Source organism: Streptomyces sp. ICN903 (assembly GCF_022015835.1).
Classification (GTDB): Bacteria; Actinomycetota; Actinomycetes; order Streptomycetales; family Streptomycetaceae; genus Streptomyces; species Streptomyces fenghuangensis.
The window spans coordinates 40,022-51,453 of sequence record NZ_JAKMAY010000004.1 but is presented as its reverse complement, the minus strand read 5'-3'; the positions used below and the strand labels follow the sequence as shown (position 1 = coordinate 51,453).

Sequence of the window (11,432 nt, the reverse complement as noted above, 5' to 3'; positions counted from 1 at the left end):
ACTGACCGCCGCCCACCGCAGACTGGCGTACCGGCGCACCCTGGCACTGCGGCGCCGGGCGCGGGGGCTGCGGCGGGTGCTGGTCGTGGGGGAGACGGGGGCCGCGGACGGCCTGACGGCCCGGATGGGAGGGCGCACCGACGACGAGTACGTGGTGGTCGGCGGCTGCGCGCCCGAGGGCGCCGAGGGAACAGTGGACACCGCCACCGTCCTCGAGCGCGCCGCGGAACTCGACGCCGACACGGTCTTCGTCGTCCCCGGGCGGTGGACGACGGCCGAGGGGCTGCGCCGGCTGGCCTGGGCCCTGTACGACGACGGTCGGAGCCTGGCCGTCGTGCCCGGCCTCGTCGACGTCTCGCGGCACCGGCTGCGGCTGGCCCGGGCCGCGGGGATGACCGTGCTCCATGTGGAGCCGCCACCCCGGCGGGGGCTGCCGGTGCTGCTCAAGCGGATCACCGACTGGGTGGGCGCCCTGTTGCTGACCGTTGTGCTCTCGCCCGTCCTGCTGGGTGTGGCGGCGGCGGTGCGCCTGTCGTCGCCGGGACCGGTGATCTACCGGCAGGTCCGCGTCGGACAGGGGCGGCGGCCGTTTCCGATGTGGAAGTTCCGCACGATGGTGGAGGCCGCCGACCGGATGCGCCCGGCACTGGAAGCGGCGAACGAGCACGACGGGGCGATGTTCAAGATCCGAGAGGACCCGCGGGTCACCCGGCTGGGCCGCGTTCTGCGCCGCTACTCCCTGGACGAACTGCCCCAGCTGTTCAACGTGCTGGCCGGCCACATGTCGCTGGTGGGACCGCGCCCGCCGCTGCCCGAGGAGGTGGAGCGCTATGACGACACCGAGCTGCGCAGACTGTCGGTCAGGCCGGGGATCACAGGGCTGTGGCAGGTCGGCGGACGGTCCGACCTGACGTGGGACGAGACCGTCGCGCTCGACCTGAGGTACGTGGACAACTGGTCCTGCGCCATGGACGCCGGCGTCCTGGCCCGCACCTTCCGCGCCGTGGTGAGCGCCCGTGGCGCGTACTAGGAACGGCCGGGCGGGCGCCGCGGCGGGCGCCTCGACCGGGTCAGACCGCTTCCGCCGCGCCGAGCCAGGCGCGGTGGGTGGCGGCGATCCCCTCGGCCAGGCCGATCGAGGGGGACCAGCCCAGTGCCCTCATCCGGCCGACGTCGAGCAGCTTGCGCGGGGTGCCGTCCGGCTTGGCGGGGTCGAAGGAGATCCGGCCCCCGTAACCCACCACCGAGGCGACCAGCCCGGCCAGTTCGCGGATCGTCAGGTCCTCGCCGCAGCCGACGTTGACCGGCTCGTCGCCGTCGTAGCGGCGCAGCAGCACCTCGCAGGCGGCGGCCAGATCGTCCACGTGCAGAAACTCCCGGCGGGGACTGCCGGTGCCCCACAGCACGACCTCCTCCGCGCCCTTCTCGCGCGCCTCGTGGAAGCGGCGGATGAGGGCGGGCAGGACGTGCGAGGTCTCGGGGTCGAAGTTGTCGCCGGGGCCGTAGAGGTTGGTGGGCATCGCCGATATGTAGGAGGCGCCGAACTGCCGCCGGTAGGACTGGACCTGGACGATTCCGGCGATCTTGGCGACGGCGTACGCCTGGTTCGTCGGTTCCAGCGGGCCGGTCAGCAGGGCGCTCTCGGCGATCGGCTGCTCGGCGTGCTTGGGGTAGATGCAGCTCGACCCGAGGAAGAGCAGCCGGCGCACCCCGGCGGCGTGCGCGCCGCCGATCACGCCGAGCTGGATGCGGAGGTTGTCCTCCAGGAACTGCACGGGGTGGGTGCTGTTGGCCATGATCCCGCCGACCTTCGCGGCGGCCAGGACCACGGCGTCGGGCCGGGTGTCGCGCAGGTGGGCGGCGGTGGCCGCGCCGTCGCGCAGGTCGAGTTCGGCGCGGGTACGGGTCAGCACCTCGTAGCCCCGGTCGGACAGGCGCCGGGCGACGGCGGAGCCGACCAGGCCGCGGTGTCCCGCGACGAAGACGCGGGCGGGCGGGGGCAGCAGATCGTCCATGGCGCGCATTCTGGCAGGGAGGGGCGCGCTTCCTCCCGGCTTCTGCTGAAATACGACCGATTGCCGCCGGGATCCCGTCCCGCTCCGGCGCCCGGCCGGACACGGGCCGACACCAGACCACCTGTGGGGGGAACACCATGCCGCGTACCGCTGTGATCACGGGCATCACCGGGCAGGACGGCTCCTATCTGGCCGAACTGCTGCTGGACAAGGGCTACACCGTGCACGGCCTGATGAGGCGCTCGTCCAGCTTCAACACCGAGCGCATCGACCACATCTACCAGGACCCGCACACCCCCGGCCGCCGGCTCGTCCTGCACCACGCCGACCTCGCGGACGGGGTGGCGCTGGTCAACCTGCTGCGCGACATCCGGCCGGACGAGGTGTACAACCTGGGGGCCCAGTCGCACGTCCGCGTCTCCTTCGACGCGCCCCTGTACACCGGCGAGGTGACCGGGCTCGGCGCGTTACGGCTGCTGGAGGCGATCCGGGCCGGCGGCGTGGAGACCAGGCTGTACCAGGCCTCCTCCTCGGAGATGTTCGGCTCCACCCCGCCACCGCAGAACGAGACCACGCCCTTCCACCCGCGCAGCCCGTACGGCTGCGCCAAGGTGATGGCGTACTGGGCCACCGTCAACTACCGGGAGGCGTACGGCCTCCACGCCGTCAACGGCATCCTCTTCAACCACGAGAGCCCGCGCCGCGGCGAGACCTTCGTCACCCGCAAGATCACCCGCGCCGTGGCCCGGATCCGGGCGGGCCTGCAGGAGCACCTCTACCTGGGCAACCTCGACGCCGTCCGCGACTGGGGCTACGCGCCCGAGTACGTCGAGGCCATGTGGCGCATGCTCCAGCGCGACGAGCCCGACGACTACGTGGTGGCCACCGGAGTGGCCGCGACCGTCCGCGACTTCCTCACCGCCGCCTTCGGCGCGGCCGGGCTGGACTGGGAGCGCCATGTGCGCTTCGACCCCAAGTACGAGCGCCCCACCGAGGTGGACGCCCTGATCGGGGACGCCTCCAAGGCGCACAAGCTGCTGGACTGGTCCCCGAAGGTGCGCTACGACGAGCTGGCCCGGATCATGGTCGAGGCCGATGTGGCGCAGCTGGAGGCCGAAATGTCCGGCCGTCGCGTGCGGGTGGACCGTTGAGCGCCCCGGCCGCTCCGCGCCGGCTGCGCGGCTTCACCGGCGCCGGCTACGACAAGCAGCGCGGCCTGCTGGTCCAGGCCGCCTGGTTCGCCGCGCTCAACCTGCTCTTCGTCAAGTGGTGGTTCCCGCCGCGCTGGCGCCCGCCGCTGCTGCGGGCCTTCGGCGCGCGCGTGGGGGAGCGGGTCCTGATCCGGCACCGGGTGCGCGTGCAGTGGCCCTGGAAGCTGACCGTCGGCGACGACGTGTGGATCGGTGAGGGCGCCTGGCTGATCAACCTGGAGCCGATCACCGTCGAAAGCGACGTGTGCGTCTCCCAGGAGGCGGTGCTGTGCACCGGCAGCCACCAGCGGCACTCACCCACCTTCGAGTTCGACAACGCCCCCGTCCGCCTGGAGCGCGGCTGCTGGGTGGCCGCCCGGGCCATGGTGCTGCGCGGCGTCACCGTCGGCGCGGGCGCGGTGGTCGGGGCCGGGGCGGTCGCCCACCGCGACCTCGCGCCGAAAGCCGTGCTCACCGCCGGAGGCGCGCGATGAGGATCGTCCACACCGTCACCCTCACCGGCGACGACGGCGCCTACGGCGGCCCGGTGAGCGTGGCCACCGGACAGCTCGCCGAACTCGCCGCACGCGGCCACGAGGTCGCACTGGTCTCCCTGTGGCGCGGCCGCGCCGCGCCGCCGCGCACCCTGGACGGTGTGCCGCTGCGCGCCCACCGGGCCCGCACGCTGGTACCCGGCCAGGGGTTCCTCGGCCTGTTCAACCCACGGCTGGCCCTCACCCTGTGGCGGCTGGCGGGCCGGGCCGACGTGCTGCACGTCCACGCCGGACGCGATCTGGTCTCCCTCGCGGCGCTGGCCGCCGCCGTACTGCGCCGCCGCCCCTTCGTCGTCCAGACCCACGGCATGGTCCAGCCGCGCCGCTCGGCCGCCGTCCGCCTCTTCGACCGCTGCTACGTGCCCCTGCTGCGCGGGGCGCGTGCCGCGCTGGTGCTCACCGAGACCGAGGAGACCGGGCTGCGCAGGGTGCTGCGGCCGGGCGGCCCGCCGACGGTCCGGCTGCCCAACGGGGTGAGGCCGCCGCAGGGAGGAGAAGGCGAGCCGGAGGACCGGCCGGACGGGGCGGACGTGCTCTTCCTCGCCCGGCTCCACCGGCGCAAGCGCCCCGAGGCGTTCGTGCGCATGGCCGCGCTGGTGCGCGCCAAGCACCCCGAGGCCTCCTTCACCCTGCACGGGGCCGACGAGGGCCGGCTGACCCCGGTGCGCCGGCTGATCGCCGAGGAGGGGCTTCGGGAGGCGGTGGAGTACGGCGGGCCGCTGGACCACGCCGCCGCCGTGCGGCGGATCGCCCGCGCCACCGTGTACGTCCTGCCCAGCGTGGACGAGCCGTTCCCGATGAGCGTGCTGGAGGCGCTGGCCGCCGGCACCCCCGTGGTCTGCACCGACAGCTGCGGGATCGCCGGCGAGCTGGAGCGGCGCAGCGCCGCGCTGGTCACCGACGGCTCCCCCGGGGCGCTGGCCGGCGCGGTGCTGAGCCTGCTGGAGGACCGGTCGCTGCGCGAGCGCACCGCCGCGGCGGGCCGCGCGGCGGTGCGGGAGCGGTTCTCGGCGGCGGCCGTGGCCGACCGGCTGGAGAGACTGTACGGGGCCGCCGTCCGCGCCGCCCGGCCCGGAGCGCGGTGAGGCGCCGCACGCGGCCCGCGCCGCCCCCGGACCGCCCCGCGCCGGCGTGCCGCCCCGCGCCCGCGTGCCGCGCCCGTCCGTCATCCGGCGGCCGACGCCTCCCGCAGCAGGGCGGTGATCCGCTCCAGACCGGCCCGGCGGCTCAGCCGCCGCTCGACGTACTCGCGCCCCCGCGCGCCCAGTTCGGCGCACCGCCCGGGATCTCCGGCCAGCCGGCGGACCGCCTCCAGCAGGGCCTCGGGGTCCTCCGCGGGCACCACCACCCCGGCGCCGGAGCGCTCGACCTCCCGCGCGGTGCCGCTGCCGGCGGCGACGGACGCGACCACCGGGCGTCCGGCCGTGAAGTACGAGGTCAGCTTGGACGGCAGGCTCATGTCCAGCACCGACGCCCGCTGGGTGACGGCCAGTATGTCCGCCGCGGCCAGGATCTCGGGGAACTCCTCCGCGCCCGCGGGCGGGAGGAAGTCCAGCGACTCCACCCCCCGTGCCAGCTCCCGCAGATACCCGCGCCGGTGCCCCTCGCCCATCAGCACCACCCGCACCGTGCCGCCCGTCCCGCCGGCCCGGGCGCCGCCCGGGCCGGCGAGACGGGCGGTCTCCACCAGCACCTCCAGCCCCTGTTTGAGGCCCATGTTCCCCGAGTGCAGCACCACGGTGGCGTCCTCGGGCCAGCCCAGCCGGGCCCTGGTCAGCGCGCGGTCGCCGCCGGGGGCGCGCACATGCGTCCAGTTGGGCACCACCCGCACCCGCTCGCGCGGCACGCCCATGGCCGCCACCCGGTCGGTGAACGACTCGTGCACCACCCCCACCAGCGCCGCCGAGCGCAGCACCCGGCCCTCCACGCCTCCGGCGAACGAGGCGACCCGGCCGCCGCCGCTCATCCCGCTCTGCCCGGCCGCCGCGCCCATCAGATCCTGGACGACCACCGCGTGCGGCACCCCGGCGCGCCGGGCGATGCGGGCGCCGAGTACCCCTCCGGCCAGGCTGGGCATCTGGGAGAGCACCACGTCCGGGCGGACGCGCGGCGGCGCCACGACACCGTGCGCCAGGACGCCGGCCTCGAAAAGCCCCCGGCGCAGCGCCGTCTGACGCCGCGGCACGGTGTGCCTGCGGCGGTGGACGGTGACGCCCTCGCGCACCTCGCGCACCCGCCACCTGCCGCGGTACTCCTCGTGCACCCGCCACGCCGGGTAGTGCGGCATCCCGGCGAGCACATGGGTGTCGGCGCCCAGCGTGGCCAGGTGCTCGGCGATCTGCGCCGAGTACGGCCCGATGCCGGCGTGCTCCGGCGCGTAGTTGGTCGAGACCACGAGCACGCAGCGGCCCGCGAACGAGTCCAGCACAGCCGTCCCCCCTTCGAAGACGCGGTCATCGTAGGGGTATACGGCATCATCTGCTGCCAGAACATCACAAAAATCGATAAACGCAGAGAATGTGATCGATCCGATCCCGGCCAAGCGCGAGAACCCGCCCGTTCCGCCCCGGACCGGGGCCGGCGCGGAACGGGAGGAGGAGAACGGGTCATGCCCGTGAGGGAACCGTCCCCGGCGGCGGAGCGGGCCGGACGGCGCAGCGTCCCCGCGCTGTGCCTGTCCACCGTCCTGCTCGTCCTGATGCTGCCCGCACTGGTGCTGTACGGGCAGGACGTGCGCACCGGCGCCGCGTTCGCGGTGCAGTGCGTGGTGGTGGCCCACACCGGAGGGGCACTGGCGCGGGTGCTCACCGATCCCCTGATCCGGGTGGTCGGCTTCGGCTTCTGGCTCTTCTGCTACGTCTGGCTGGGCCTGGCGCCGCTGGCCATGCTGGCCACCGACTCCTACCCCTGGGGCTTCGCCGTGGACGCCGGCACCGCCTTCACCTCGGCGGTCCTGGTGGAGACCGGACTGCTCGCCTACAGCGCCGGATCGGCGCTGGCGGGACGGCGGACGCCGCGCACCCCGCCCGTACTCGAACCGCTGCTCGCCCGCCGGACCACCCCTGTGCGCACCCTGCTGCTGTGCGGACTGTCCCTGGCACTGGCGGCCGTGCTGGTCCCCGCCCAGGGCGGCCCGGCGGCGTTCTTCCAGAGCCGTCAGGCCGTCAACGAGGCCACCGGACAGGGCGGTTCGGGCGAGGCCGCGGGCCAGGCCCTGGCCGCCTGGAGCCTGTCGGTGCCGGCCTTCTGGGCGCTTCTCGCGCTGCTGTACGTGCCCCGCGCACCGGGTGGCGACCGGACCCTGCGCGGAGTGCGGTGGATCCTGCTGCCCGTGCTGGTCGCGGTGAACGCCGTGGTGAACAACCCCGTCAGCCAGCCGCGCTTCTGGGCCGGGACGGTGCTGCTGACGCTTGTCTTCGCCGCTCCCGCGCTGCGCCGGCCGAGGGCCTTCCGGGCGGGGGCGGCCACCGTCACCGCCGTGGTGCTCCTGGTGTTCCCCTACAGCGACTACTTCCGCCACGACAGGCGCGAGCCGGTCGAGGTCGTCTCGCTCGCCGAGCAGTTCACCTCCAACGGCGACTACGACGCCTTCCAGCAGATCGCCACCGGCGTCGACCAGGTACGGGAGAACGGCCACGCGCCCGGGAACGCGCTCGGGCCGCCGCTGTTCTTCGTGCCGCGCGCCGTCTGGCCCGGCAAGCCCGACGACGCGGGCATCGCCCTGGCCCGGCACGCCGGCTACTCCTTCGAGAACCTCTCCGCACCGCTGTGGATCGAGAGCTACATGTGGGCCGGTCTCCCCGGGGTCGCCGCGGTCTTCGCCCTCTTCGGGGCCGCGGGGCGGCGGATCGACGGCGTACGGCACCGGCTGCGCGAGCACGGCGCCACGCTCGCGGCCCTGGCCGTGACCGCGTTCGGCTTCTACCAGATCATCCTGCTGCGCGGCAGCCTGCTGTTCGTGATGGGACCGCTCACCCTGCTGCTCCTGACGCCCCTACTGATCACCGGAAGACCAGGCCGGACGGCACCCGGGCAGCCGCCTGCCGAGCCGCACCCAGAGCTCCCCTCCGAGCCGCCGGCGGACCCGGTGGCGGCACCCGGCCCCGTGCCCGCGGGCGCCGCACCCCGCACCCGCACCACCTTCTCGACCACCTCCACAGGAGAAGCACGCACGTGAGCGCCTACGACCCCTCCTCGCGGGAGCCCGACCAGCTCCGCGACCAGCTGCGCAGGCTCTTCCGCCACCGCGCCGTCATCGCCGCAGGATTGCTGCTGGGCGCCGCCTGCGGCGGGGCCGTGTCCACCGTGGGCGGCGCGGACTACACCGCCACCGGCGAGGTCGTCGTACAGGCCATCAGCACCGCGCCCTTCGAGGCCGGCGGAGTCTCGGCCGACAAGCAGATCAGCATGGGCACCGAGCGGCAGGTCGCCCGGAGCGCCACGGTCGCCGGACGCGCCGCCGAGGAACTGGGCGAAGGAGCCGACCCGGCACAGCTCCAGCGCGGTCTGCGGGTGAGCAACCCTCCCGACACGCACATCCTGGAGTTCGAGTACACGGCCGACTCGCCGCAGGCGGCCGCCGAACGCGTCAACGCCTTCGTACGCGCCTACCTCGACCACCGCGAGGCAGCCGTCGTGCGGCGCATCGACAACACCGTCGCCGAGCTGAACGAGGAACTCCAGCCCCTGATCGAGCAGCGCGAGGAGCTGGACGAGAAGATCGCCGGCGCGTCCACCGAGTCCGCCCGGCAGACCGCCGAGTCCGAACGCGCCAACCTCACCGCCCGCATAGCCGACCTCCAGGGGCGCGTCACCGGACTGAAGACCCTGGACACCTCCCCCGGCGACGTGGTGCGCAGGGGAGAGGCGCCCGAGGCGCCCTCCGGCCCCGGGATCGCGGTACTCGTGCCGGTCGGAGCGGTCGCCGGCCTGGCCGGCGGACTGCTCGCCGCCTGGATCCGCTCCCTGCTCGACCCGCGGGCGCGCTCGGCCGGCGAGGTGCGCACCGCCCTGCGCGCACCCGTGCTCGGCACCCTGCCGCCGCGGCGCGACGGCGCCGGGATCCTGGAGGTCGGCCCGTCCCACGGCGGGGAGCGGGCCGAGGAGTTCCGCACGATCGCCCTGCGCACGCTGCGCCACCCGCGCCTGGCGGAGCCCGGCGGCCTGCTGGTCGTGTCCGCCCGGGAGCACCCCGGTACCCTGCCCGCCGCGGTCAACCTCGCCGCGGCCCTGGCCGAGACCGGCCGTGACGTGCTGCTGGTCGAGGCCGACCCGCGTACACCGCGCCTGGCCGGGGAGCTCCCCGTGCGCGGCACCGTCCGCGAACCCGTGCCGGGCCGCTGGCCGGACGGCGCGCGGGCCACCGTGGACGCCGGTACCGCCGGATACCTCGAACTCGTCCCCGGATGCCGGGTGCCCGACGCCGCACGGGCACTGAACTCACCCGGTTTCACGGGGCTGCTGAGCGGGGCGGCCGAGCGGGGCGAGTACGTCGTGGCCGTCACCGCGCCGCTGCTGTCCCACGCCGACGGCACGGCCGTCGCCGGACTGGCGCGCGGGGTGCTGGTGGTCTGCGATCCGGACACCACCCTCAGGGACGACCTGGACCGGGTGCGGGACCTGGTCACCTCCGTCGGTGGACACGTCCTGGGCGCGGTGCTGTACGAGGGCGGCCGCAAACGCCGCCGGGGCCCCTCTCCCACCGCGCCCGCCGAACCCGCCCCGCCCGCCGGGGGCGCCGGAACGGACCGCTTTGGCACGGGTACCGGCTCCGGCACGGGCACCGGGGACGGCCCCGGCTCCGGTGGCACGGGCGAGGACACCGTGGCGCTCAAGCGCCTCGAACCGGAGCCGTCCGAGGCCCGTCCGGACACCGCCTACGGCTCGTACGGCCGCTACCGGCGCACCGGCGACGGCACCGCCTCGCGCCCGTGACCGGCGCACGGCCCGCCGCGCACGGCGGCGGCACGGCGGCCGGGGCGGCATCCGGTACGGCGGCCGGGGCGGCATCCGGTACGGCGGCCGGGGCACGCGCCCGGGGGGTCGCCGCGACGGTGCGCGGCGGCTGGTTCGGCTTCGCGGGCTCCGCCGTCAACGCGCTGTCCGGCTTCCTCCTGGTCGCCGTCGTCACCCGCGGGCTCGGCGCGCACGGGGCCGGCGCGGTCTTCGCGGGCGTCGCCGCGTTCACCATCGTGAGCAACGCCTGCAAGCTGGGCGCCGACACCGCGCTGGTGCGCTTCGTCTCCCGCGACCTGGAACTCACCGGCGGGGCCGGCGTACCGGCGCTGCTGCGCACCGCCGTGCCGCCCGCCCTGGCGGCGAGCACGGCGTGCGCGGCCCTGCTGTTCTTCTCGCCCGCCCTGGCGGTCTGGTTGCTGCCCGGCCTCCCCGCCGGCCAGGCCCTGGCGGTGGTGCGGCTGTTCGCGCTCTTCCTGCCGGTGGCGACCGTCTCCCTGGTACTGCTGGGAGCCACCCGCGGGTACGGCTCGGTGGTCCCCTTCGTGGGTGTGGAGCAGATCGGCAAACCCGTACTGCGGGTGGTGCTCGCACTGCCCCTGGTCCTGCTCGCGCCGGGTGTGCTCGCGCTGTCCGCGGCCTGGCTGGCCCCCGCACTGCTGGGCGCGGCGGCGGCCTGGCTCTCGCTGCGCCGCTCCCGCACGGCGCCGCGCGGTGATGCGGGCGGGCCGCGGGAGGAACGACCAGTGGGCGGGGAACGGCCCGTAGGCGGGGAACGCCCCGTCCCCCCGGGCGAGTTCTGGTCCTTCGCCGGTCCCCGTGCCCTGTCCTCGGTCTTCGACATCGCCGGGGTGTGGACAGGGGTGGTCCTGCTGTCGGCGCTGGGCACCAGCGCCGAGGCCGGGATCTACACGGCCGTCGGCCGGCTGGTGACCGCCGGCACCCTGCTCCAGCTCGCGGTACGCCTCGCCGTGGCCGCGCAGATCAGCAGACTGCTGGCGGCCGGCCTGGAGCGGGAGGCGGAGCATCTGCACCGGCTGTCGACCCGGTGGATCGTGCTGTTCTCCTGGCCCCTGTTCATGCTGCTCGCGGCGTTTCCCGCCACCGTGCTCTCCCTGTTCGGGCCCGGTTTCGGCCAGGGCGCCGCCGCGCTGGTGGCGCTGTCGGCGGCCTGCGTGGTCAACGTCGGGGTCGGCAACGCGCAGACGGTCGTCCTGATGGCCGGCCGCAGCACCTGGAACCTGGCGACGGCCGGTGCGGGCTTCGCCGTCCAGCTCGGCGCCGGGATCTGGCTGGTGCCGCGGTACGGGGTGACGGGGGCGGCCCTGGCCTGGGGGCTGGCGATCGTGGTGGACAACACCGCCTCGGCGCTGCTGGTGCGGCGGCTGGGCTTCCGTACCGCCGACCGCGGCTACCTCCACGCCGCGGCCGTGGCCGTCGCCGCCGTCGCGCCACCGGCGTTCGCCGCCCGCCTGCTGTGGGGGGACAACCCCTGGGGCGCTGTGCTGGGCGGTGCTTTCGCCGTCTGCGGGTTCTGCGCGGCCCTGTGGCGCTATCGTGTGCCGCTGGGGGTGGGGGAGTTCCTCCGGGCGCTGCGCAAGGGCAGCGAGGGGAAGTCGCGCCGAGCAAGCCGAGCAAGCTGAACCAAGGGGTGGCCGCCGCGTGCGCCGACCGGCGCGGACGCCCTCCCCACCCCGGCTCGTCCCGTCCGCGCTCAT

General features: G+C 75.2%; 9 protein-coding genes. 7 read left to right on the top strand and 2 right to left on the bottom strand.

Features of this window, described 5'->3' with window-relative positions; translation table 11 throughout:
• Positions 1 to 1,030: sugar transferase (locus tag L7D48_RS01030; RefSeq protein WP_237876115.1), on the top strand; the 1,030-nt coding region annotated here is incomplete at its 5' end.
• Positions 1,031 to 1,070: 40 nt separating this feature from the next.
• Here L7D48_RS01030 and L7D48_RS01025 read toward each other — a convergent pair.
• Positions 1,071 to 2,015: a GDP-L-fucose synthase gene (locus L7D48_RS01025; protein WP_237876113.1), complete on the bottom strand. Its 945-nt coding sequence runs from the start codon at positions 2,013 to 2,015 to the stop codon at positions 1,071 to 1,073.
• A 137-nt stretch (positions 2,016 to 2,152) separates the two neighbouring features.
• Between L7D48_RS01025 and gmd the strand changes: the two genes are divergently transcribed.
• Genes gmd through L7D48_RS01010 form a run of 3 tightly spaced genes read left to right on the top strand, consistent with a single transcriptional unit; the run spans position 2,153 to position 4,844 of the window.
• Positions 2,153 to 3,166: a GDP-mannose 4,6-dehydratase gene (gene gmd, locus L7D48_RS01020; protein ID WP_237876111.1), complete on the top strand. Its 1,014-nt coding sequence runs from the start codon at positions 2,153 to 2,155 to the stop codon at positions 3,164 to 3,166.
• Entirely contained in the window at positions 3,163 to 3,699 is a 537-nt protein-coding gene (locus L7D48_RS01015) for a DapH/DapD/GlmU-related protein (protein WP_237876109.1), read from the top strand. The genes gmd and L7D48_RS01015 overlap by 4 nt, the downstream gene beginning before the upstream one ends.
• Positions 3,696 to 4,844 (top strand): glycosyltransferase, encoded by a 1,149-nt coding sequence (locus tag L7D48_RS01010; RefSeq protein ID WP_237876107.1) that lies wholly within the window; start codon positions 3,696 to 3,698, stop codon positions 4,842 to 4,844. The genes L7D48_RS01015 and L7D48_RS01010 overlap by 4 nt, the downstream gene beginning before the upstream one ends.
• Before the next feature lie 80 nt (positions 4,845 to 4,924).
• Here L7D48_RS01010 and L7D48_RS01005 read toward each other — a convergent pair whose 3' ends face one another.
• The gene (locus L7D48_RS01005; RefSeq protein WP_237876120.1) at positions 4,925 to 6,184 is read right to left on the bottom strand and encodes a glycosyltransferase; all 1,260 of its coding nucleotides are present in this window, start codon (positions 6,182 to 6,184) and stop codon (positions 4,925 to 4,927) included.
• A gap of 183 nt (positions 6,185 to 6,367) precedes the next feature.
• On the opposite strand from L7D48_RS01005, the gene L7D48_RS01000 reads away from it, so the two are divergent.
• From L7D48_RS01000 to L7D48_RS00990, 3 genes are read left to right on the top strand one after another with little or no spacing between them, the layout of a single operon-like run.
• On the top strand, positions 6,368 to 7,936 hold the full coding sequence (locus tag L7D48_RS01000) for a hypothetical protein (protein ID WP_237876105.1): 1,569 nt from the start codon (positions 6,368 to 6,370) through the stop codon (positions 7,934 to 7,936).
• Positions 7,933 to 9,693: a lipopolysaccharide biosynthesis protein gene (locus L7D48_RS29335; protein WP_237876103.1), complete on the top strand. Its 1,761-nt coding sequence runs from the start codon at positions 7,933 to 7,935 to the stop codon at positions 9,691 to 9,693. The genes L7D48_RS01000 and L7D48_RS29335 overlap by 4 nt, the downstream gene beginning before the upstream one ends.
• Entirely contained in the window at positions 9,690 to 11,357 is a 1,668-nt protein-coding gene (locus L7D48_RS00990; protein WP_237876101.1) for a lipopolysaccharide biosynthesis protein, read from the top strand. Before L7D48_RS29335 ends, L7D48_RS00990 begins: the two co-directional genes overlap by 4 nt.
• Positions 11,358 to 11,432 lie beyond the last annotated feature (75 nt).